Source organism: Streptomyces sp. NPDC026394 (genome assembly GCF_055567735.1).
Map to the genome: position 1 here is coordinate 411896 of NZ_JBVHPX010000006.1, position 22762 is coordinate 434657.

Sequence of the window (22762 nt, forward strand, 5' to 3'; positions counted from 1 at the left end):
CAGCCCACCCGGAGCACACACCCCCACGCAGGGCCAGCAGTGCCCCCCTCCGCTCAAACTGCACGTCACCCGCTGTGACCAGCGCAATCACGCGGAGAGTCGGATATCGTCCCTGGCGGAGTGAAGCGCCGTACGCCCGTGTGGCTCCCGTGGTCGATCGTGTGAACGGGCGTGCCCATGCTCTGTGACTGCCGCGCTACCTCTCGAACACAGTGATCTTCCACAACGCCCTGGACATCGCGGAGATCGTCCGCCAGCTTCTTGAAGAGCGCTGGGGAATCGAATCGGAGGGCCTGGCCACATCTCGCCGTACCTGACCGAGCACATCGAACGGTTCGGCCAGTACTCCACCCACGAACTCGGCAGTCGGCCCGAAGCGTACGACCCCAAGCTCGACGTCGACTTCGCCCAGCTCCGCGACCAGGACCCACGAACGGAAGGCTTCCGCGCGGCGGCCTGACAGGCATTTCCGCGAAGGACTCTGTCAGGCCCGTTGAGCAGTACAGTCGCTGGACCAGCGCCGACACCCTGGTTGCCAAGGACCGCGCCTGGGCCGCCATGCCGTCATGCCCGCGCCGGTGCCGGTGCCGGTGCCGTCAGCGCAGACTCGGCGGAGCCCAGTTGGCGTGCCGCAGGATGGCCCGGACGGTCACGCCGGAGGGGGCCAGCCGGAGTCCCGTATTGCGCAGGGCCACGGCCAGAGGGTGCGTCAGTTGCTGCCCCATCCGGCCGGCCTGGCGCGCGGCCCGGGCCACTGACTGGCTGCGTGGGCGGCGTGCGGCGTCGTAGCGGGTCAGTGCTGATTCGACGGTGGGTTCGGTGGCGAGCGCAGCGGCCAGGGTGGCCGCGTCCTCCAGTGCCTGGCAGGCGCCCTGGCCGAGGTTCGGGGTCATGGCGTGTGCAGCGTCCCCGAGCAGCGCGATGCGGCCCGCGGTAAAGGTGGGCAAGGGCGTTGCCAGTTCGTGGATGTCGTGGTGCAGGACTGCGTCCGGCCGGGTCGCGTCCAGCAGCGCGGGGATCGGATCGTGCCAGCCGCCGAACCGGCGGCGCATCGCGGCCAGGGCGTCTGAATACCGTGTGTCGGGAGGCGAGTTGAGCACCGCGTGCCATTCGGCCCGGCCGTCGGTGAACGCGATGTGGCCGAACTCGGCGCCCTTGCCCCAGGTCAGTTCGAAGTCGGTACGCAACGGCACGGGATGCTCGGTGATGGCGCGCAGGACCGTTGATCCGCTGTAGACCGGGCCGGGGTGGCCGGGGAACAGCTGGCCGCGCAGACGACTGCTCACCCCGTCGGCCGCCACGACCAGATCCGCGTCCAGGAGGCGCTCCTCGACCGGCACCCGCACCCGGCCGGGGTCCGAGCAGTCGACGGACAGCACCTCGGCCCCGGTGACCAGGCACTCAGGAGGCAGCGCCTCGCGCAGCAGGCGGTGCAGCACGGCCCGGGGGATGCCGACGATCGGCGTGCCCAGTTCGCGTTCCAGTACGGCTCCGTCCATCCGAGCCAGCCATCCGCCGCCGGGAGCGCGGGTGCCCCCGGTGTACTGGGGCCGTGCGGCCGCGCGTACTGCTTCGCCGACGCCGAGTACATCCAGCGCGCGGATGCCGTTGGCTTGCAAGGAAATGCCCGCGCCCACGTCAGCCAGGACCCGAGCCCGTTCGACGACCGTCACCTCCCAGCCGATCCGGCGCAGGCCGATCGCTGCGGCCAGCCCGCCGATACCTCCTCCGACCACCACCGTCCTGCCACCCATGCCCAGCCCCTCTCCTACCGCCTTGCCGCGTGGTTTCTACAGGTGTAGAAGAAGTGTATCCCGGGCTTCTACGGGTGTAGAAATGGGGGGTGCCTGATGATCGACGTACCGTTCTTGCCGACACGGCCATCGCAGTGCTCGCCGATACCGGGATGCGAGGACTGACTCACCGCGCGGTGGACCGGGCGGCGGGCCTGCCGCCCGGCACCACCTCCGCCTACTACCGCACCCGCCAAGCTCTTCTCACCGCACTGGTCCGGCGCCTGGTCGCCCTCGACCAAACGGAACTCCAGGACTCCGGGAGCCGGACACCGGTACCGCAGAGTGCCGAGGAACTGGTGACCGGGATCGCCGCTTTCCTCGAACAGCGACTCACGGGAGAGGGGCGGCGACGCTCCCTCGCGCGCTACGCGTGCGCCATCGAGAGCGTCCATCACCCCGAGCTGCGGGAGATCCTCGTGCCGCGCGCGAACGCGGGGCGGCAGGTCGTACACGACTTCCTGACCGCGCAAGGCATCGCGGATGCCGAGAGCCGTACCGTCACGTTGCTGACGTGCCTGGACGGGTTGGTCTTCGACCGCCTGGTGACTGGCGGAAGTGTGTCCGAAACGGAGATCCACGGGCTGGTGGCGGCGGCGCTGCGATGACTCGCGTCAGGCGGGAAACGATCCGTGACGGCGCGGGAACCGGTCTTCGCCGAGGGGCAGGTCAACCAAGGCCACAGCGTTTTGTCGGCGCTCCCACTGTCCGGCACCCACCGGCCCGAGTACTGGCGGTCAGCATCCCCTCAGTCGTCCCCGCCATGCTGCCCTTCCTGTCGCCAAACGAACGAATGACGACAGGCGCCGCGTACGTCCAATGAATTGGGACTTTCCGGGGCCTGGCGACGGTCCGGATTCAATGACACCCGGTGACGATTGACAACAGGGTCAGATGACACCTGAGGTCCGATGAGGCGGCAGGAGCGAGGAACAGCGTGGCCGATCTCGTCTGCAAGCGCATGTCGACCGACAAGCAGTCGACCGACCGCCAGGACCTCGTCCTCGCCGAGGCCGGCATCGAGGACCCGGCCGGTCGTCTTCGAGGAGGAGGCCGGCACCTCCAGCCGCTTGAGCGACCGAAGGGACAGCCGCCAGTGGGACAGCCAGGCCGTGATCAGTTCTCTGAGCACCCGCAGCTCCCCCGACGACGCCGTCCTCTTCAACGGCGCCCGGCGCGGCCTGATCGCCACCGCTTTCAAAGAGGTCTTCACGAACCGCCCCGACGTGGGCCGGGCCCGCGCCGCCGCAGCCCAGTAACAGGCCCTCACCCGCGCCGGCTTCACCCCGGCCCACCACCACAGCGCCCGCGGCGTGGACATCACCATCGAACAACGCCCCACCAGCAGACAGCCCGCCCCTGCGCCCGCCCACTGACAACTGGCTGATGCGCCGCGACTGCGCCTCCGGAAGCAGACACTCGGCTGAATCGCCCGAAGCTCCGCACTCCCCGCGGCGAACGGTCACCCCGGCCACGCCCCCGCGTAGCCGCGGCGGGCGGTGGCACCCTGCCCTTGTGCGTCCGCTACCCGGGGTGCCGATGTACGAGGTCAGGTCCTGCGCCGCGGCTCCGCGCCGCAACCAGTGATCCGTCAGCCGGACGGCAAGGACGCCGGGCAGCGTGTGCCCCGTCCACGGTCCCTGGATGTGCAGCCCGAACCCGGACGGCACCTGGACCCTGGAAATCGGCTGACCGCCTGGCAAGGCTGACTTCGGGAACTTCACCGCCCCGGCGCTCGTGACAGAGCCGGGGCGGTCTCGTGCGGTCTCATGGGGAGCTTGGCAACGGCTCCACGGGTGCCGATCTGCTCGGGCGGTGTCGTCACCGCTTGTGGGAGCATCAGCGAGGCGGTGAACAGATGGATGGCGGCGTGGACCTGGCCGGCGAGCGCCTCGGGGACGCAGGTGTCGGGTTTGCCGTGAACGCCAGACCGTGAACGAGGGCCCACGTCGCGGCCCACAAGGTGGCTGGGGGCGTCAGGAAAGATGCCCTGCACGATGCCTCGGCGTATGCGCGGATGACAGCGGTCGCGGTGGCCCGTTGCCGGGATGGCAGGGCTCCGCGAACATCACTCGGAACAGCGCCGGGTGGTCGAGTGCGAAGCGCACGTAGGCGACGGTGACCGTCGCGAGGTCGTCGGCCGTCGCGGGGGCGGGTGGGTCCTGGCCAGGCGCCCGGCGGGTTCGCGGTAGTCCTCCGCCGCGCCCCGGAGACGAGCGCGTCGCGGTCCTCGTAGTGACGGTGGTCGCGGTCCGCGTAATGGCGGTGGGGGCCGCCGCCGACACACCGGCCGACTCCTGGAGGCGGGAGGGGAACGCAGGCGTTCCCCTCCCCGCGGTCCGCCCGGGGCCTCGCGCGAGGAGCGCTCTCGCACTTGGTGTGACCGAGTCAGTCGAAGCCGATGAGCGCGACGCCGGACAGCCGGACGGACGACCGCAGTGACAACCAGGCGGTGCGGGCCGCCGGGTTCTCGTTCAGCACCAGGGGGCCCTTCCCGCAGAGGCCCTGACGCCATGCCCCCGAGACGAGAGGCCCATGGACGCCGAGCTGTGAGTCGGCACCAGGTCTCCGTTCGTTCACCCGCGGCGGAGGCCGGCCGGGCTGCCGGTGCGGTGCGCCGGGCGGGGTCAGGGGGGTGCGAGGGTGTCGAGTCGGGCGGTCAGGTCGGGGTGGGCGGCGGCCAGGTGGGGGCGGGCAGCGGCCAGGGGGGCGATGAGGTCGGCGGGGTCGTCCTGGGCGAGGGCCGCGTGGAGCTTGCTGAGCGGGCGGCTGGCGGCGGCGGGAAGGTCCGTGAGGGCGGTGATCTGCCCGGCGAGGCGGCGCAGGTCGGCTGCGTTGCGGCGGGCCCAGGCGGCGGTGGTGCGGTCGGCGGCCCGGGCCTGGCGGGTGGCCTGGACGCGCTGCTCGCCGGTGGTCCCGGCGGGGCCGGGGCGGCCGCGCAGGTAGCGGCGCTCGGCGGCCTGGCGGCTGGCGACACCGAGAGGGTGGGCGAGGTCTGCCCAGCTGGCGCCCGCGTCCCGGGCCGTTTCGATCAGGCCGGTCTCCCACCCGGCGAGCTGCTCGCGGACCTGCCGCAGCAGCGACAAGGAGGCCAGGGCCTGTTCCGGGCCGGGAGTGTCGGAGGCGTCGGGGGGCTCGTGCTGGGCTTCGCGCAGGGCCTCGTCTATGGCGCTGAGGGCGGCCGCGGCGGCGAGGAACGAGGCCGGGCTGCGGGCGTCGGTGCTGGGCGAGGACGGCTGGTGGGCCGGGGTCACGGACACCTCCTTAGTTGTCATCAGGTGGACGACACCGCGTTTGTCATCCATTGGATGACATGTTACAACGGTGCCAGTGAGGCGCATTGGCAGCAACTGCCTGAACCTGCTGGAGGTGTTTTCACGATGTTGATGCGCACCGATCCCTTTCGTGAGCTCGACCGGCTGACACAGCAGCTGACGGGCCCGGGCACCTGGACGAGGCCGTCGGCCATGCCGATGGACGCCTCCCGCGAGGGCGACGAGTACGTCGTGGCCTTCGACCTGCCCGGCGTCACCACGGACGCGATCGACATCGACGTCGAGCGGAACCTGCTGACGGTCAGGGCCGAGCGCCGGCCGGCGACGAAGGCCGACGACGTGCAGGTGGAACTGTCCGAGCGGCCGCTGGGCGTCTTCTCCCGACAGCTCGTGCTCGCCGACACCCTCGACACCGAGCACATCAAGGCCGACTACGACGCGGGCGTGCTCACCCTGCGCATTCCGATCGCCGAGCGCGCCAAGCCCCGCAAGATCTCGGTCAGCGCCGGGTCCGGCCGCAAGGAGATTCCCGGCTGACACCGGCCGGACCGGTGCGGAGGACGGGTGCCTGGTCTCCCCTCGCCCCGCCCTCCGCACCCCGTGGGCAGTCCGAAGGACGAGAAGGGGGCCGGCCGAGATGACTCTGCGACGCGCAACGTTCCTTGAGCACGTGCAAGAACGCGGTGAGTACGGCACTACGCAGGAAGCCGAGCGCGCGGCCCGTGTGGTGCTCGCCCTGCTGGGCGCGCATCTGGTCGGCGAGGTCCGCGCCCAGCTCGCCGCACGCCTGCCGGAGGACTTCGCCCTGATCCTCCTCAATCCGCTCCAGAGCGCCGAACCGCTGTCCACGGAGCGGTTCGTCCGGGCGACCGCTGCCTGGATCGAGGGCGCCACCGAGCAGACCGCGACCTGGGACGTCAGCGCCGTGCTGTCCACGGTCGCCGACACGGCCGGCGACGACCTGCTGGAACAGATCCTGCTTCAGCTCCCCGCCGGCTACGACCTCCTCTTCGGCCGCCCCCAGCCCCTCTGACCCACCCCTCGGTGCCCACACCGGCACCTCCCCTCCTGGCTCCACGAAAGGCATGCACCGCAGTGATCACCGACGTGCGCGTACCGCATGAGCACCAGCAGCCGCACGGGGCGGCGTACGAGCAGATGCTGGAGAAGGTCCGCTACGAAGGCGCCTACCCCACCCGCGAGAGGGCCGAGGAAGCTGTCCGCCTGGTCCTTGCGGGGCTGGGACGCCAGCTCACCGGCGACGAACGCGTCAGCCTGGCCGCCCGTCTGCCCCTGGAGGCCGCACAAGTCCTGACAGCGCAGATCCCCGACGCCCAGCCGCTGACCGGATGGGCCTTCGTCAAGGACCTCGCCGCCCGCTCCGGCGCCTCTCTGGCCACCACCCGCTGGGACACCGGATCCGTCTTCGCGGCCGTAGCCGCCCACGCCGGACCCGACCTCATCACCCGCATCCTCCACCAGCTCCCCACCGGCTACGCGCTGCTGTTCGGCCGCGCCGAACTCACCCAGGCCGCGTAAACAGGCGCCCGGCCCCGGGGCCGCCCACTGGAACACCCGCTGTCTCGCACCGCCCCCGGCCGCCCGGCGCCAGGAACCGCATCAGCCGCCCGCCGCCCGTAGGCAACCGGCGTGGCCTGTGACTGACTCACGGCCGCAGGACTTTCCGACCTGCGTCCAGCCCCGCACGGCGGTCTCAGCCTGAGCCTCGAAGCGATGTTCAGTTCGTCGACGCCGGGCGGCCCACGCCCAGGGCCGGGAGGCCTGCGGCAGCGTGCCGGGGAGCCAGGAGGAGGTCTTCGTAGGCATGGTGGTGGCGAGTGGCGCGGCGGTTGGTGCAGGAGGCGGGCGGTACGGTCAGGCCGGCCGGCACCGATGAGGGCGCGGGCGAGCTGGAAGGTGTGGGAGATGCTGACCATTCCGCCGGGCGCGGGCGTGGTCGGTGTCGACGCGGCGGGCGGGGCCTCCCCGGCCAGCAGCAGACGCCAGTTGCCCGCGGAGCGCGCGCCGACGTCTTCGTGGGCGAGTTCCTTCGGTGGTCAGCCCGCCGCGCCGGCCACCAGCCAGTTCGTGGGGATCTCGATGCGGGAGCCGTCCGCCCGGTACTCGGTCGTCGTCAGCGGGAGCCGGCCGGTGGTGATCACCCGTAGCCCGTGGGCGGCGAGCAGTCCGGGGACGACCGAGTCGGCCATCTCGCCGGGCTCGATGCCGTGCGCGAGGACCGCGCGCAGCTTGTCCGGCGGGCCGTCGGGGCTCTGCGCCAGCGAGGCGAAGACGTCCCTGGACGCCTCGGCCGGTTCGACGGCGAAGATCCGGCCGCGCCGGCCCAGCAGCGTCGCCACGTTCCGCACGATCCGGGGCCGGTCCTCGGCGGCGCACTGGTGCAGGACCCCGCGCAGGTACACGTTGACGTCGCCCAGTTCGCCGTGCAGGGCGCGCACGGCCGCCGGGTCGGCGGCGTCCAGGCACCGGTATTCGGCCAGGCCCGACGGGTCGTCCGCCCGGGCGCGGGCGACGGCCGCCGCCGAGAGGTCGACGCCGATCGCGCGCGGGCAGCGCCCCGCCAGGAAGCGGGTCTGGGTGCCGTTGCCGCAGCCCAGATCGACGACCGGCAGCGCGGCGTCGAAGTGGGCGGCGAAGAGCGGCAGGTGGAGTTCGGCCGTCAGCGAGGGGTCGGAGTCCCAGAAGACCTCGCCCGCACCGGCGGGGGCGTCCCGCCAGAAGCCTTCCCAGGCCCGCAGGTAGTGGCTCGAAGCGCTCATGGCCCATTGCTACTGCGGCGCGCGAGGCCCCCGCAAGACTGTTGACCGTTCTTTCATGCGCCATTGCGGACCGGCGTACGCCCGTCGCGCGGCCAATTGCTTCCGGTACGTGACAGAGTCTGCTCGAACCACACTGTTTTGCCGGTCGCCGTCCGGCTCGTGCCCCACTCCCGCGCGAGCCTGCTGACCACCCGCAGCCCGCGCCCGAACTCGTCGTCGTCCGCCGCGCTCAGCATCTGCGGCAGCGCGTGGTCGTCGTCCGACACCTCGCACAGCAGGGCGTCCGTCCGCACCAGCCGCAGCACCACGTGCTGGGTGTGCGCATGCCGTACGGCATTGGTGACGACCTCGCTGACCAGCAGCTCGGCGGTCTCCGAGGCCGCCTCCAGCCCCCACTGCGCCAGCCGGCGGCGGACCAGGCGGCGGGCCCGGCCCGCCTCGCGCGCGTCGATGGCCAGCCGCCACTCGGCGACGTCCTGCGGGGCGATGCCGTTGAGCCGCGCCATCAGCAGCGCCACGTCGTCCTTGCGGCCGCCGCGTACGTTCAACGCGCGGATGATGGCGTCACAGGCGTCGTCCATGGACGCGGCCGGGTGGGCGGCGGACTCGGCGAGCGCCGCCAGGCCCACGCCTATGTCCTCGCCCCGCACCTCTACCAGGCCGTCCGTGCACAGCACCAGCCGGTCGCCCGCCGCCACCGGGACCGTGACCGCCTCGAAGGGCACACCGCCGACGCCGATGGGCGCGCCCGTCGGCAGCTCCAGGAGCTCGCTGCGGCCGTCCACGGCCCGCACCAGGACCGGCGGGATGTGCCCGGCGTTGGCCATCACCAGTTGCTGGCCGATCGGGTCGTAGACCGCGTACAGACAGGTGGCGAGGTAGGTGTCGCCGAGCCGCTGCGCGAGGTCGTCCAGACTGCGCAGCAACTGGGCCGGGTGCATGTCGATGGCGGCCATGGTCTGCACCGCCGTACGTAGCTGGCCCATCATCGCGGCGGAGTTCAGCCCGTGGCCCATCACGTCGCCCACGACGAAGGCGGTGCGCGACCCGGGCAGCTTGATGGTGTCGAACCAGTCGCCGCCGACCCGGCCGAGGCGGGTGCCCGGCAGGTAGCGGGTGGCCGTGTCGCAGCCGGCCATCCGCGGCGCGATGTGCGGCAGCATGCTGTCCTGGAGCGTCTCGGCGACGTTCTCCTGGTAGGTGTACATCCGGGCGTTGTCCAGGACGAGGCCGGCCCGGGCGGCCAGTTCGGCGCCGGTGACCCGGTCCATGTCGTTGAACTCCATCCGCTCCGGGTGGCGCAGCAGGATCATGAAGCCCAGGACCACGTTGCGCGCCTTGAGCGGGACCACCAGCAGCGAGCGCCGGTTGATCAGCGGACTGATGTCGCGCTTCTCGAACTGGGCGGCGATCGCGTTGCCCAGCTCCTCGCTGATGCGCGGGATCAGCACCGGCTCACCGGTGGTCATGCACTGGAAGAACGGTGTGTGCACCGGGAAGGGCATGGACTCGCCGACCGGGACGACGTCGTCCCAGCGGCCCGGCTCGTCGTTGTGCTCCACCGCGACGCGGTGCCACATCGTCGTGGCGTCCGGCGGGCCGTCGGGGAAGCCCTCGCCCGCGATGACCTGTTCGCGCAGGTAGGTGCCGGCGACGTCCGTGAAGCGCGGTACAACGGCCTCGCTGACCTCCTGGATGGTGTGGGCGAGGTCCAGGGACGAGCCGATCCGGCCGCTGACCTCGTTCAGGAACTCCAACCGCTCGCGTACGGCGGCGTATTCGAGGTCGGACTCCAGCTCCGCCGCGGCCTCGGCGGCGGAGCGCGCGTCCTGGGCGCCGCTCGCGGCCCGCTGCAGCCGGGCCCGCCGCTCCACCCGGCGCGGCACGCCCCAGTCCGGGGTCACCGGGAAGCGCTCCTGCTGGCTGACCTCCAGCACCGGATAGCCCAGCGCCAGCACCTGGGAGACGATCCGGGCGCTCTCCTGAGGGCTCATGCTCGGCAGGATCTGCGGAAGTTGGGCGGCCAGCACCTCGGACTCCTCGAAGTCCGTGTGCAGCGCGAAGCCGGGGGCGAAACGCTCGTTCTCCGCGGCGGCGTCGTCGGCCCCGGCGGCAGTGGCGCCGGCGCCGCCGCGGCCGTGCAACCGGTCGGCGTCCGCCGCCAGCACGAGCAGCCGCTCCACACCGGGGCCCACCAGCGGATACGCCCACCACAGGAGATCGACCGCGCCGCGCTCCACGTCCGCCATACGGGCGCGCCCCGCGGTGGGGTAGCCGGCCCGGCCGCCCAACGTCGCCTCCAGGCCGGGCCCGTCGCTCCGCCCGCCCGCCGGCTCCTCGTCCCAGCCCCGTGCCGGCCACTCCTCCTCGCCGAGCGCGCCGGAGACCGGCATCAGATCGACGGCGGGCGTTCCCACCGCCTCCTCGCGGGAGGGTCCGAAGAGCCTGCGCGCGCCCGTGCTCCAGTGGGAGACCAGTCCGTCGCCGTCCACCACCACAACGGCGAGCGGGATCCGCCCGGGCACGGTGTCCCGCGGCGCCGGCACCTGAGGCACCGCGCCCACCCTGTCGTCGCCGTGCGACGGGCCACGCTCCATGGGCGGTTGCTCCTTCGTACACCGATCTTGCACCACCGCTACCACGGTACGACCGTGGGGTGACAGCGCGGGCCGCATTCACCGAATAGGTGGTGCGCCCCGCGTGAACGACCATGGCGCAAGGCGATCGGTCGCCCCGGGCGCCGCTGCCGCCCCTTCCCGCACCGGTCGAGCCGAACCGTTCCTGCCGGTTCCGGCGGCGGTCTTGCGGGCGTCCGTATGGTGAGGACGTGCCCAGACGGACCGAACAGGTGACCGCGGGGGCCCGCCGGACCGCCGCCCGCCGGGCCGGGCGGCGGGCGGGCCCCGCACCGGACGTCTTCGCCCCGCGCGGCGGCAACGACCAGGCCGACGGCCCCGTACCCCTGCACCGCCTCGACGTGCCCGCCCCCCACCTGCTGCCCTTCGCCATCGGCTCCTTCGACACCATCGGCCCGCTCTCCCGGGCCGGCTTCCCGCACCGGCACTCCTTCCACGAGATCGTGTACGTGACGGGCGGCACCGGCACCCACGTCCTCGACGAGGACCGCCGGCCGCTGTGCCCGCCCCACCTGTGCTTCATCACACCGGGCCAGGTGCACTACTGGGACCGCGTGCGCGGCCTGCGCGGCTGGGTGGTCCTGTTCACCGACGACTTCCTGCTGGCCCACCCCGGCGACCGGGACGCGCTGGCCCGGCTGGGCGAACGCCCGTGGCTGCGGCCCGGCCCCGACGACGCGGCGCGGCTGTCCGGCCTGGTCGGCGAGATGCTGCGGGAGTACGGCGAGCGGGCCCCGTCGTTCACGTCGGTGCTCCAGGCGCAGTTGCACATCCTGATCGCCCGCGCGCTGCGGATGTCCGTACCGCAGGGCGCGCCGGGCCCGGACGGCGCACCCGGTACCGGCGACGCCCGCGCCGGGCGTACGGACTTCGTGTCCGGCCGGTCCGCCCTGGTCGCCCGGGAGTTCACCCGGCTGCTGGCGCGGCCGGGCTCCCTGGGCCGGTCCGTGCGGTCCTACGCCGACGAACTGGGCGTCTCCGTAGGGCATCTGACCGAACTGGTCAAGCGCGGCACCGGCCGGACCCCGGGCCGGCTGATCCGGCACGCGCAGACCGTGGAGGCCAAGCGGCTGCTGTCCGGTTCCGAGCTGACGGTGGCCCAGGTGGCCCGCCGGGTGGGGTTCGGCGACCCGGCGTACTTCTGCCGCTTCTTCCGCCGGGAGACGGGCCTGAGTCCCGGCGACTTCCGCCGGGCCGCGGGAGACACCGGAGGAATTCACCATGACCCCGGTGCCGAGTCCATCGCAGCGCCGCGACGGCCCGAATAGCGTCTGTCGCCGTCAGCCAGCCCCCGAGGCGAGGACGGCCCCGGCTCCCGCTGTCACCCCCGTGACCGGCGCCGCCCCGCCCTTCCCCCCTGCTCACAGGAGCGCCCGATGGACGACGAACGCACAGAAGGCACCGAGCCGGTGCAGGACGGCGGTCCGCGCAGACGGATCAGCCGCAAGAACGTGCTCAAGGCCGCTGTCGCCGCCGTGCCGTTGCCGATGCTGCTCGGCGGCGTCGCCCTGGCCCGCGACACCAAGCCCTCCGAAGGTCCGCTCACCCCCACCCCGTACTGCGACGACGGCGACGACCCCACCCCGCCGCAGACGGAAGGCCCCTACTTCAAACCGAACTCGCCTCTGCGGGACTCCCTGATACAGCCCGGTACGCAGGGCACCCGGCTCACCGTGAGCGGGTTCGTCTTCGGGCTGACCTGCCAGCCGCTGGCCGACGTGCTGCTGGACTGGTGGCAGGCGGACGTCAACGGCGCGTACGACAACGTGGGGTTCCGCTTCCGCGGGCACCAGTTCACCGACCAGCGCGGCGCGTTCAAGCTCACCACGATCGTGCCGGGCCTCTACCCGGGCCGCACCCGGCACCTGCACGTGAAACTCCAGGCACCGAACCAGCCGATCCTCACCACGCAGCTGTACTTCCCCGGCGAGCCGCGCAACAACACCGACCCGATCTTCAACCCCGCGCTGCTGATGAACGTACGGCAGAACGGGTCGGCCAAGGAGGCCTCGTTCGACTTCGTCCTGCGGGTGCGCGGCGGGACCACCCCCACACCGACGGGCCAGCCGACCGAGCCGCCCGGCGGCACCTGGTCCGCCGGGACCGACTACCGCGCGGGTGACCAGGTCACCTACGGCGGCGCCACGTACGCGTGCCTCCAGCCGCACACGGCGCGCGCCGGATGGGAGCCGCCGGCCGTTCCGGCGCTGTGGCGCCGCACCTGATCCGGGACACCGGTGTCCGGCCCGCGTACCCGGGCCGGGCAGGCCGGTGCCGGCCCGTGGGGCCGGCACCGGCCGGGCGAGCGGCCGGTCAGTCCCCGTACCCGAGCTGGAGGTCGCGCTCGGTACGGCCGCCGCCCGTGACCTGGAGGACCGTCGCCACCGGTGGATAGCCCGCCGCGACGACGGTGTACTCGCCCGCCGACAGGTCGACGAAACGGAACAGCCCGTCCGGCCCGGTGGCCGCGGAGTCCACCACGTTGCCGGCCGCGTCCAGCAGCGTGACCCGGGCGTCCTCGACGGGTCGCCCGCCGCCGGACCGTACGGTGCCGCGCAGCACCGCGCCGCCCGCCAGCTCGATGTCCTGCCGGGTCTCCCGGGCCGACTCGACGGTGACCGGCAGGGCGGCGGGTCGGTGCGCGGGGGAACTCGCGGCGAGGGTGTACTCGCCGGCCACCAGCTCCGTCAGGACGTAGCCGCCCTCACGCCCGCTGCGCCCGGTGGCGACGACCTCGCCGCGCACGTCGGTGAGCGTGACCGCCGCGTCGCGCACCGGCGTGCCGTCCGCCGTGGTGACCGCGCCGGACAGCCGTCCGGCGCCGCCGAGCAGCAGGTCGAGCCCGACCGGCCGCTCACCGACCGTGACGGCGACCGCCTGCGGCCGGTGTCCGCCGGCGGCGGCGATCAGCACGTACGCACCGGCGCCCGGCGCGCTCAGCGCGTACCGGCCGTCCGCCCCGGTCGCGCCGCGCGCCACCTGCCGGCCGTCGGTGCCGACGAGGGTGAGGGCGGCGTGCGGGACCGCGCTGCCGTCGCGGTGGCGGACCGTGCCGCTCATCGGGACGGCGGGCACGTACGGGTCGGCGGCGGCCGGTGCCCGCGGCGTGCGGTCCGGTTCCGGACGCTCCGGCGGGCCGGGCACCGCCGCCTCGGTACGGGCCTGCGGCACGGAGAGCGCGTCCCGCTGCCCGGCGGGCGGGGGGATCGGGACGGGCGGGACGGGCGAGGCGTGGGTCACCAGGGATTTCTCTTTCAGGAGGACGGCGAGCAGCAGGCCCAGAAGGAGCACCGGCAGGAGGTAGAGGAGGACGCGCGGCACGGTGTGCGCGTAGGCCGCGGCCGGGCTGTCGCGCAGCACGGCGGGCAGGGCGCCCAGCAATCCCGGGACGAGTGACTCCGGTTCGGCGGCGTGCCGCGCGGCCCCCGGCAGGCCGGTACCGGAGTGCCCGGCGAGCCGGTCGGCGAGAAAGGTGAGGAAGAGCGCCGCGCCGACGCAGCCGCCGAGCTGCCGGAGGGTGGTGTGGGTTCCCGTGCCGCCAGGGGTGACGGTGGCGGGCCCGGCGCGCCGTACGGAGTCGCGTACGGCCAGCACGAGCACCGGCAGTACGCAGCCGACGCCCAGGCCCAGCAGTCCCGTCCCGAGGCCGTGCACGGGCTGCCCGGCGTCCTGCGGCACCCGGCACAGCAGCCACACCGCCCCGCCCGCCAGCGCGCAGCCCAGGACCGGGAACGCGCGGTGGCGGCCGGTACGGCGGGCGAGGTGAGCGCAGAGGACCGCGCCGAGCGCGAGACCGGCCGTCGCGGGCAGCATCAGCAGGCCCGAACGGGCCGGTGACGCGCCGTCGGCCACCGGCAGGAAGGTCGGCACGTACCCGGCGGCGCCGAAGAGGGCGACGCCCAGGGCCGCGCCGACCAGCCCCGGAACGGCGAACACCGTGTCCCGCACGAGGCGGAGCGGCAGCAGCGGGTCGGTGCCGAAGTACTCGACGGCGAGGAACAGCAGAGCGGTGCCGAGCGCGCCCAGCCCGAGGCCGACGACGACCCGCGAGGTCCAGGCGTACTCCGTACCGCCCCAACTCACGGTCAGCGCGAGGCAGGTGGCAAAGGCCGCGAGCAACAGCAGCCCCGCCAGGTCGAGTCGGCCCCGTACGGCAGGCTTGGGCAGCCTCGGCACGAACGCCGCCACGAGCAGCGCCAGGACGCCGAACGGCGCACCGGAGAAGAAGCACCAGCGCCAGGAGGCGTGGTCCGTGAAGTAACCGCCGAGCAACGGCCCGGCTGCGCAGGCGAGTCCGCAGGCGGCGCCCGCCCCCGCCATGATCCGGCCACGCAGGCGCGTGGGTACGAGGCTCGCGACGACCGCCTGCACACCGATCAGCAGCCCCCCGGCCCCGGCCCCCTGGAGGGCACGGAAAGCGGTCAGCTCCCCCAGGGAGTGCGACCGGCCGGCCAGCACCGAGCCGGCGGTGAACAGGGCCGCGGCGAGGACCAGGGCGGCTTTGCGGCCGAAGGCGTCACCGAGCTTGCCGTGCAGCGGCAGACCGGCCGCCGCGGCGAACAGGTACGCGGTCACCACCCAGGACACCGTGTCCGGGCCGCGCAGGTCGCCCGCGATCCGCGGCAGCGCGGTGACGGCGACCGTCGCGCCGAGGGCGCCGGGCAGCAGGGCCGTCAGCAGCCCGGAGAGGAGGACCGGCGCCCCGCGGGGGCCCGGCGGGCCGCCGTCCTCCGCCCAGGCCGGACGGATGTCCGGTGCCGCCGCCCACCGCCCCTGTTCGGTCAGGGTGGTACCGCCCACGTAAAGCTCCCCTCGTCACGCCTGCGCCGCCGCCCCTTTCTCGCATCGGGGACAACGGCGTTCAAGCGCGGCGAGCGGCGGTGGACGGGGCGGCACGGGGGCCAACTGCGGTTCCGGGGACGCCCGTCCGGCGCCCATCAGGCGTTTCCCGGAGGTGGCGGTACGTTCCGGCACGGACGGCGGGCCGACGGAAACCACCCGAACCGGTGAGCGTGCCGCGCCCCTCCCGGGGGCGCGGCACCGCCCGGTCCCCCGGCGTCAGCGCCGGGTCACTTCTTCTCCGTCTCCTTGGCGAGGTTGGCGAGCAGCTCGTCGTAGATGCGGCCCAGCCCCTTGGGCGCGAAGGTCCGCTCGAAGAAACCGCCGACGCCGCCCGCGCCCTGCCAGGTGGTGGTGACGACGACGTTGGCGCGGCCCTGGCCAGCCGGGGTGACCACCCAGGTCGTCACCATGGAGGAGTTGCGGTCCTTCTCCACCAACTGGCCGTCGGTCGGCTCGTCGACCTCCAGCAGGCAGTCGCGCACCCGCTTGCTCGTGGCCTGGAGCTTCCAGTGGACGAGGGTGCCCTTGCCGTCGCCGCCCTCGCGCACCTCGTACTCGCTGAAGTGTCCGGGCAGCAGCTTCTGACGCGTACCGCTGTAGTCGGCGAGCGCGTCGAACACGTCTTCCGGGTCCGCCGCGATCTCGCGCTGCGTACTGGCCTCGACCTGGCCCATGTGTCTCTTCCTCCGGTGCTCGTCTGCTGTTCCCGCGGCCCGCGGGCCGTACCGGCGCCGCGCCGTGCCGCAGGACCACCACCTTAGGCGCGGCCGGGCCCCCGCAACGCCGCGGTCGCCCTGCCTGCTCCCGGCCCGGCGGCGCGCCCGGGACGGTTTGACACACATCGAGCGAACGTATGTTCTATTATCGCGTTCGAACCGCGCTTCCGGGCCCCACACGGCCCCGGGAGCCCGGCCGGAATCGCAGGAGACGCAGGAACACCACCCGGGGGGCCGAGGGACTCAGGAGGAAGCGCGATGCGCTGGGAGAATCTGGGCGAACAGTCCGCCGCCCTCTTCGGCACGGAGGTCGTCAGCCGCACGGTCGACACCCCCGAATTCCGTGGGATCACCTTCCACGAAGTACGCGCCCGGTCGATCGTCAACCAGGTGCCCGGCGCGTCCCGGATGCCGTTCGAACGGACGGTGAACCCGTATCGCGGCTGCTCCCACGCCTGCGTGTACTGCTTCGCCCGCAAGACGCACGGTTACCTCGACCTCGACACCGGACTGGGCTTCGACTCCCAGATCGTGGTGAAGGTCAACGCGCCCGACCTGCTGCGCCGCGAGCTGGCCGCGCCACGCTGGCGCGGCGAGCACATAGCCATGGGCACGAACGTCGACTGCTACCAGCGCGCCGAAGGCCGTTACCAGCTCATGCCCGGCATCCTGCGGGCCCTGCGCGACCACGCCAACCCGTTCTCCGTGCTCACCAAGGGCACCCTGATCCTGCGCGACCTGGAGCTGCTGCGGCAGGCCGCCGCGGTGACGGACGTCGGCGTCTCCGTCTCGGTCGGGTTCGTCGACCGGGAGCTGTGGCGCACCGTCGAGCCCGGCACCCCGGCGCCGGAACGCCGCCTGGACGTGGTCCGCACCCTGGCCCGGCACGGCATCCCGGCCGGGGTGCTGATGGCGCCGGTGATCCCCTTCCTGGGCGACTCCCCCGAGCGGCTGCGCGCCACCGTCCGGGCCGTCGCGGCCGCCGGCGCCACCTCCGTGACCCCGCTCGTCCTGCACCTGCGGCCGGGCGCCCGCGAGTGGTTCCTGGCGTGGCTGGCACGGCACCACCCGTACCTGGTCCGCCGCTACGAGCGGATGTACGCCGACGGCGCGTACGCCCCCAAGTGGTATCAGCGCCGGATCACCCGCCAGGTCCACGAACTGGCCGCCGAACACGGTATCGGCCCCGCCCGCCCCGGCGAGTCCCGGCGCATCCCGGTACCGGCGGCCGACGCCGCCCCGGGGGCCGCGACCGCGCCCGGACACACCCAACTGGCGTTGCTCTGAGCCGCGGACCGGTCACGGTGCTCGGCGGGGCCCCGGTATCAGTCCCGGATCCCCTCCCTGCTCCCGTCTCGGCTCTCGTCCCGGTACCGGTCCCGGATCTCCGGGAGCCGCCGGAATCCGGCCGCCGTGTAGGTGGCGACGGCGCCCGCGTTGGAGCTCGGGGTGCAGACGACCGCGCTCGACGAGCCGAGGTGCCGGAGGGCGGCCGCCGCGGCGACGGTGATCGCCTTGCCGTGGCCGCGACCGCGATGTTCCGCGTGCACGCCCATCGGTTCGAGCAGCCCCGGCCTCCCCGGGCCGGCCGACCACACCGTCACCGCCGCCACCGCGTCGCCCCGGTCGTCGTACGCGACCAGGCACCGGGCGTCGGTGTACGGCGTCCCGGCCGCCATCGCGCGCCAGTTCCCGTCCGTGAACGTCGACCCGTCGAACGCCGCCCGCTGCACGGCGGCCCGTACGGACGCCTGCCCCGGCCCGGCCACCTCGATCCGTACGCCCGGGTCCTCGACCGGCTGCGCCAGGTCGCGACGCAGCGGCGTCCACGGCTCGGCGGTGCCCCAGCCGTCCTCGGCCAGCAGATCATGGAGCGGCGCGCCCGCCGGTGCGTCGACGCGGGCCTTCCCCGCCGCCAGGACGCCGCGCTCCGGGCGGGTCACGTCCTCGGCCAGCCGCCGCGCCAGTTCCCCGTCGCGCCGGGCGTCCGGCGCGATCGCCAGCCGCAGCAGCCCGGGGCCGTCCAGCAGCCCCACGGCGAGCATCCGTCCGTCCCGGCTCCAGGTCCGGACCGCCGCGGCCGTCGCCGCCGCGCCGAACCGCCGGAACCAGCCCAGGTCCCCCGGATGCAGTTGCATCGGCGCCCGGTCGTCCTGCCACTCCCGCAGGGCGGCCACCGCCTCGTCCAACCCGTCGACTCCCGGCTTGCCCAGCACCACCACCGCCATGCCTCGCATCCCACACCACCGCGCCGGCTCCGCGCACCCGAATTGGGGTGGGCGTGCGCTCCTCGCGGCCGGTGCCGGTAAATGACCGGTGGCCGAAGAACTCCGGAGCCTAATCTGTCGGCCATGGCGGAACCGATACGGATACGGGACATGGAACAGGCCGACATCGACGCCGTGGCGGCCATCCGGGTACGCGGCTGGCAGACCGCCTACGCGGGGCTGATGCCGCAGGCGTACCTGGACGGGCTGAGCGCCGCCGAGGACGCCGCCGCGCGCCGGGAGTTCTTCGCCGCGGCGCCGCCCGAGGTGGTCAACCTCGTGGCGGAGCAGGACGGCACCCTGATCGGCTGGGCCGCCTTCGGGCCGGCCCGGGCCGAGGACGGAGCACCGCCGCCCCCGGCGTCCGAAGGCGAGTTGTACGCCCTCTATCTCCCTCCGGAGCGCATCGGTACGGGTATCGGGCGCGCCTTGACGGACGCCTGCCTGGCGCGCGCCGGGCGGAACGGTTTCCGTGCGCTGCGTCTGTGGGTGCTCAAGGGCAACGCGCGCGCCCGGCGCTTCTACGAGCGCGCCGGCTTCCGGGCCGACGGCGCCGAGGAGGCGTACGAGGTCGCGGGCGTCGCCGTACCCGAGGTGCGCTACCGGCGGCCCCTACCGCCCGCCGACGCGCCCGCTGCGGGCTCTCAGGGCCCGGCCCGCCCCTCCGGCTCCTCCTGAACGCCCAGGCGGGCCAGGGAGGCGGCTGCCGCGGCGGCCAGGCGGGGGTGGTCGCGGGCGGCGGTGAGGGCGGGGACCGCGCGGCGGTCGCCCAGGGCACCCAGCCCTTCGACGCAGGCGAGGGCCACGCGCCAGTACGGGTTGTGCGCGGTGAGCAGGCGTTCCAGGGTGGCGATCAGGGCCGGTACGGATTCGGGGGCGCGCAGTTCCGCGAGCAGGCGGACCGGGTGCAGGGCGTAGGCGGTGCGCAGCGGGTTGGTGGCGAGCGCGGCGGCGGCGCGGGCGGTGCGGGGGTCGCCGAGGCGGCCGAGGGCGTGGGCGGCGGTGGCGCACCGTACCGGGTCGCGGTAGTTGAGCAGCAGGACGAGGGTCTCGAAGGCGCGGCGGTCGCCCGCGGCCCCGAGGATGAACGCGGCGATCTCGCGGGCCCACAGCGGGCGCTCGACAGCGGTGAGCACCTGGGCCAGTTCCTCGCGCCCCGCCGTGGTGTTCTTGCGGGCCAGCCCGAGGAGCCTTTCGTACGCGACGAGGTCCTGCGGGGAGCGGAGTTCGGCCCGCACCCGGTCCGTCAACTCGTGGAATTCATCTTCCATTTGCCACTCCCCTCCGGCGGATTCCTCACGGTACGTCCGACGTGGCCCGGGCCACAGCCTAAATCCCCGCGCCACCCCTGGCGCTCCTGGTTACCGGCGAGTTAATCTGCTGGGCACGGGCAGCACCCCTGCCCGGGCGGCCTGGTGACGCAGCCGCCACAGCGTGCAGTCGGTTCGGCGTCCAGCACGGCGCTCGCGGCGCGGCCCCGGGACAGGGCCCGCCGCCGCAACACCCGCCTCGTACCTGCCTCTTGCCCAGGTGCCCGGCCCCTCCTCAGTCGTCACTTCCCGCCTGCGCTCACGGGCTCCGCTCCTCGGGGACCCTGCGCACGGGATCCACTCTCTGGAGTCTCGCGATGGACCGTAAGTCCACCCCTGACCTCTCAACCGATGTCTCCACCGTCCCCAAGGTCTCCACCTCCTCCACCGGCTCTTCGCCTGCCGGGCCGCCCCGGATCGCCACCGTGGCCGTCGTCGGTCTGGGCACGATGGGCACCGGCATCGCCGAGATCCTCACCCGCGCGGGCCGCGAGGTGATCGGCATCGACATCGACGGCGCCGCCGCCCGCCGGGCCGTCGCGGCGCTGGAGGCGTCCACCGCACGGGCCGTGCGCCGGGAGCGCGTCACCGAGCGCGAACGGCAGGACACGCTGGCCCGCTTCCGTACGTTCCGCGATCTCCAGGCCGCCGCCGAGGCCGACCTCGTCATCGAGGTCGTGCCGGAGGAGTACGAGCTCAAGCGGCAGGTCTTCACCGCGCTGGACGGCATCGTGCGGCCCGACGCGGTCCTCGCCACCGGCACCAACGCGCTGTCCGTGACCCGGCTGGCCGCCGACTCGGCGCACCCCGAACGCGTCCTGGGCCTGCACTTCTTCAACCCGGCGCCGGCCATGAAGCTGGTCGAGGTGGTCTCCTCCGTCCTGACCGCGCCGACCGCCGTCACGGCCGTCACCGAGCTGGCCCGGGAGCTGGGCAAGGACCCGATCGCGGTCGGCGACCGGCCCGGCTTCGTCGCCGACGGGCTGCTGTTCGGCTACCTGAACCAGGCCGCCGCGATGTACGAGTCCCGGTACGCGACCCGCGAGGACATCGACGCCGCGATGAGGCTGGGCTGCGGCCTGCCCATGGGCCCGCTGGCGCTGCTGGACCTGATCGGCGTGGACACCGCGCGTACGGTCCTGGAGGCCATGTACACCGCCTCCCGCGACCGGCTGCACGCACCGGCGCCGATCCTGGGCCAGCTCGCCGAGGCGGGGCTGACCGGCCGCAAGGCGGGCCGCGGCTTCTACACGTACGAGGCGCCGGGCAGCGCGGGGATCGTGCCGGACGACCGGACGCCCACCGCGACCCACGACTTGGACACCGGGCGCACGGTGCGCAGCGTCGGGGTGGCCGGTTCCGGGACGATGGCGAGCGGGATCGCGGAGGTCTTCGCCAAGTCCGGCTTCCAGGTGGTGCTGGCGGCCCGCAGCCTGGAGAAGGCCGAGGCGGCCAAGGGGCGGGTCGCCACGTCCCTGGACCGCTCGGTGGCCAAGGGACGGCTGACCGCCGAGGCGCGCGACACCGCTCTCGCCGCGGTGACCGCCGCCGGGTCGCTGGAAGCCTTCGCCGACGTGGATCTGGCGGTGGAGGCGGTCGCCGAGGACCTGGGCGTCAAGCAGCAGCTCTTCGCCGCGCTGGACAAGGTGTGCAAGCCGGGCGCCGTGCTGGCCACGACGACCTCCTCGCTGCCCGTGGTGGCCTGCGCGCGGGCCACCTCCCGCCCGCAGGACGTCATCGGCATGCACTTCTTCAACCCGGCGCCGGCGATGAAGCTGGTGGAGGTCGTGCGGACGGTCCTGACCGCGGACGACGTGCACGCGACCGTGCGCGCGGTCTGCGCACAGGTCCGCAAGCACCCGGTGGACTGCGGGGACCGCGCCGGGTTCATCGTCAACGCGCTGCTGTTCCCGTACCTGAACAACGCGGTCAAGATGGTCCAGGAGCACTACGCGACCCCGGACGACATCGACGCCGCGATGAAGCTGGGCGGCGGCTACCCGATGGGCCCGTTCGAGCTGCTGGACGTGGTGGGCCTGGACGTGTCGCTGGCCATCGAGAAGGTGCTGCACGCCGAGTTCCGCGACCCCGGGCTGGCGCCGGCGCCGCTGCTGGAGCACCTTGTCGCGGCGGGCTGCCTGGGCCGCAAGACCGGCCGCGGCTTCCGTGAGTACGCCCGGCGCTGACGCGTGGCGGACGGCCCGGCCCACGGGCGGCGGATGGGGCGGGCTGCTGGAACCCTCCGGCGGCCCGCGCCCGCGCGAAGGGGCCCGTGCGACGGCTGATGCCGCAGGCCGCGGGAATATGCAGTACCGTCCCCACATGTCCCAGCCCGCCCGTACGCAGCCGTCCGACGGATCCGAAGCCACCACTCCCGGCACCCGAAGGGCCGCCGCCCAACGCCTGAAGATGCGCCGCGAACTGGCGGCCGCCGCGATGGAACTGTTCGCTGCCAAGGGCTACGAGGCGACGACGGTGGACGAGATCGCGGCCGCGGCCGGCGTCGCCCGCCGCACGTTCTTCCGCCACTTCCGCTCCAAGGAAGAGGCGATCTTTCCGGACCACGACGACACCCTCGTACGGGCCGAGGCCGTCCTGGACGCCGCGCCGGCGCACGAGAACCCGCTCGACACGGTCTGCCGCGGCATCAAGGAAGTCATGCGGATGTACGCGGCGTCCCCCGCCGTCTCCGTGGCGCGCTACCGGCTGACCCGGGAGGTCCCCACCCTCCGCGAGGCCGAGATCGCCTCGGTGGCCCGCTACGAGCGGCTCTTCACCCGTTACCTCCTCGGCCACTTCGACGAGGGCGCCCACCACGAGGGCGACGACGACCCGCTGCTGGCCGAGGTCGCCGCCTCCGCGGTCGTCACCGCGCACAACCACGTACTGCGGCGCTGGCTGCGGGCGGGCGCCGAGGGCGACGTGGAGGCACAGCTCGACCACGCCTTCGGGATTGTCCGCGCCACCTTCGGCACGGGGATCGGCGCGGGCCGCGGGCTGGGCGGGGACCACCAGGAGCCCCCGGCACGGGCCGCGAAGCAGGGCGAGGTGCTGGTCACCGTGGCCCGTACGGACGCGCCGCTGGACGAGGTCATGCGCACGATCGAGAAGGCCCTCAAGCAGCGGTGACGAGGAGAACTTTT

The 22762-nt window shown here is 73.6% G+C and carries 19 protein-coding genes; 11 read left to right on the top strand and 8 right to left on the bottom strand.

Annotation, left to right across the window (positions count from 1 at the left end; translation table 11 throughout):
* Positions 1–596: 596 nt before the first annotated feature.
* Positions 597–1754 carry an FAD-dependent monooxygenase gene (locus ACZ4QV_RS17860; RefSeq protein WP_361581919.1) on the bottom strand — a complete coding sequence of 386 codons (1158 nt, stop codon included), beginning with the start codon at positions 1752–1754 and terminating at the stop codon, positions 597–599.
* An 89-nt stretch (positions 1755–1843) separates the two neighbouring features.
* On the opposite strand from ACZ4QV_RS17860, the gene ACZ4QV_RS17865 reads away from it, so the two are divergent.
* The gene (locus ACZ4QV_RS17865; RefSeq protein ID WP_361148668.1) at positions 1844–2401 is read left to right on the top strand and encodes a TetR/AcrR family transcriptional regulator; all 558 of its coding nucleotides are present in this window, start codon (positions 1844–1846) and stop codon (positions 2399–2401) included.
* A 504-nt stretch (positions 2402–2905) separates the two neighbouring features.
* Complete coding sequence (locus tag ACZ4QV_RS17870; RefSeq protein WP_361148670.1) at positions 2906–3052, top strand: hypothetical protein; 147 nt, start codon at positions 2906–2908, stop codon at positions 3050–3052.
* Between the two features lie 1368 nt (positions 3053–4420).
* On the opposite strand, the gene ACZ4QV_RS17875 is transcribed toward ACZ4QV_RS17870, so the two are convergent.
* A complete protein-coding gene (locus ACZ4QV_RS17875; protein ID WP_361582025.1) occupies positions 4421–5047 on the bottom strand; it encodes a type III effector protein in 627 nt (208 codons plus the stop codon).
* A gap of 126 nt (positions 5048–5173) precedes the next feature.
* Here ACZ4QV_RS17875 and ACZ4QV_RS17880 point away from each other — a divergent pair, with 126 nt between their 5' ends.
* The 3 genes from ACZ4QV_RS17880 to ACZ4QV_RS17890 all read left to right on the top strand — a co-directional run bounded on the left by ACZ4QV_RS17880 (position 5174) and on the right by ACZ4QV_RS17890 (position 6607).
* Positions 5174–5605, top strand: coding sequence for an Hsp20/alpha crystallin family protein (locus tag ACZ4QV_RS17880; protein ID WP_361148840.1), 432 nt, complete (start codon positions 5174–5176; stop codon positions 5603–5605).
* Positions 5606–5705: 100 nt separating this feature from the next.
* Positions 5706–6101 (top strand): DUF2267 domain-containing protein, encoded by a 396-nt coding sequence (locus ACZ4QV_RS17885; protein ID WP_361148672.1) that lies wholly within the window; start codon positions 5706–5708, stop codon positions 6099–6101.
* 62 nt (positions 6102–6163) lie between these two features.
* Complete coding sequence (locus ACZ4QV_RS17890) at positions 6164–6607, top strand: DUF2267 domain-containing protein (protein WP_361148674.1); 444 nt, start codon at positions 6164–6166, stop codon at positions 6605–6607.
* A gap of 518 nt (positions 6608–7125) precedes the next feature.
* Here the strand turns inward: ACZ4QV_RS17890 and ACZ4QV_RS17895 are convergent.
* Positions 7126–7848, bottom strand: coding sequence for a class I SAM-dependent methyltransferase (locus ACZ4QV_RS17895; protein ID WP_361148676.1), 723 nt, complete (start codon positions 7846–7848; stop codon positions 7126–7128).
* 53 nt (positions 7849–7901) lie between these two features.
* Positions 7902–10445, bottom strand: coding sequence for a SpoIIE family protein phosphatase (locus ACZ4QV_RS17900; protein WP_361581927.1), 2544 nt, complete (start codon positions 10443–10445; stop codon positions 7902–7904).
* A 365-nt stretch (positions 10446–10810) separates the two neighbouring features.
* Here ACZ4QV_RS17900 and ACZ4QV_RS17905 point away from each other — a divergent pair, with 365 nt between their 5' ends.
* Both ACZ4QV_RS17905 and ACZ4QV_RS17910 read left to right on the top strand, forming a co-directional pair.
* The gene (locus tag ACZ4QV_RS17905) at positions 10811–11752 is read left to right on the top strand and encodes a helix-turn-helix domain-containing protein (RefSeq protein WP_361148842.1); all 942 of its coding nucleotides are present in this window, start codon (positions 10811–10813) and stop codon (positions 11750–11752) included.
* Between the two features lie 108 nt (positions 11753–11860).
* Complete coding sequence (locus ACZ4QV_RS17910) at positions 11861–12709, top strand: dioxygenase family protein (protein ID WP_467763096.1); 849 nt, start codon at positions 11861–11863, stop codon at positions 12707–12709.
* Between the two features lie 88 nt (positions 12710–12797).
* Here ACZ4QV_RS17910 and ACZ4QV_RS17915 read toward each other — a convergent pair whose 3' ends face one another.
* Both ACZ4QV_RS17915 and ACZ4QV_RS17920 read right to left on the bottom strand, forming a co-directional pair.
* Entirely contained in the window at positions 12798–15284 is a 2487-nt protein-coding gene (locus ACZ4QV_RS17915) for an MFS transporter (protein ID WP_467763097.1), read from the bottom strand.
* 269 nt (positions 15285–15553) lie between these two features.
* Positions 15554–16000, bottom strand: coding sequence for an SRPBCC family protein (locus tag ACZ4QV_RS17920; RefSeq protein WP_361148682.1), 447 nt, complete (start codon positions 15998–16000; stop codon positions 15554–15556).
* Between the two features lie 300 nt (positions 16001–16300).
* On the opposite strand from ACZ4QV_RS17920, the gene ACZ4QV_RS17925 reads away from it, so the two are divergent.
* Entirely contained in the window at positions 16301–17329 is a 1029-nt protein-coding gene (locus tag ACZ4QV_RS17925; RefSeq protein ID WP_361148684.1) for an Rv2578c family radical SAM protein, read from the top strand.
* Between the two features lie 38 nt (positions 17330–17367).
* On the opposite strand, the gene ACZ4QV_RS17930 is transcribed toward ACZ4QV_RS17925, so the two are convergent.
* Complete coding sequence (locus tag ACZ4QV_RS17930; RefSeq protein WP_467763098.1) at positions 17368–18279, bottom strand: GNAT family N-acetyltransferase; 912 nt, start codon at positions 18277–18279, stop codon at positions 17368–17370.
* A gap of 114 nt (positions 18280–18393) precedes the next feature.
* Here ACZ4QV_RS17930 and ACZ4QV_RS17935 point away from each other — a divergent pair, with 114 nt between their 5' ends.
* Positions 18394–18987, top strand: coding sequence for a GNAT family N-acetyltransferase (locus ACZ4QV_RS17935; RefSeq protein WP_361617837.1), 594 nt, complete (start codon positions 18394–18396; stop codon positions 18985–18987).
* On the opposite strand, the gene ACZ4QV_RS17940 is transcribed toward ACZ4QV_RS17935, so the two are convergent.
* A complete protein-coding gene (locus ACZ4QV_RS17940) occupies positions 18954–19580 on the bottom strand; it encodes a HEAT repeat domain-containing protein (protein WP_361617839.1) in 627 nt (208 codons plus the stop codon). The genes ACZ4QV_RS17935 and ACZ4QV_RS17940 overlap by 34 nt on opposite strands.
* A gap of 356 nt (positions 19581–19936) precedes the next feature.
* On the opposite strand from ACZ4QV_RS17940, the gene ACZ4QV_RS17945 reads away from it, so the two are divergent.
* The gene (locus ACZ4QV_RS17945) at positions 19937–21805 is read left to right on the top strand and encodes a 3-hydroxyacyl-CoA dehydrogenase family protein (RefSeq protein ID WP_361148689.1); all 1869 of its coding nucleotides are present in this window, start codon (positions 19937–19939) and stop codon (positions 21803–21805) included.
* 136 nt (positions 21806–21941) lie between these two features.
* Positions 21942–22748 (top strand): TetR family transcriptional regulator, encoded by an 807-nt coding sequence (locus ACZ4QV_RS17950; RefSeq protein WP_208870156.1) that lies wholly within the window; start codon positions 21942–21944, stop codon positions 22746–22748.
* Positions 22749–22762 lie beyond the last annotated feature (14 nt).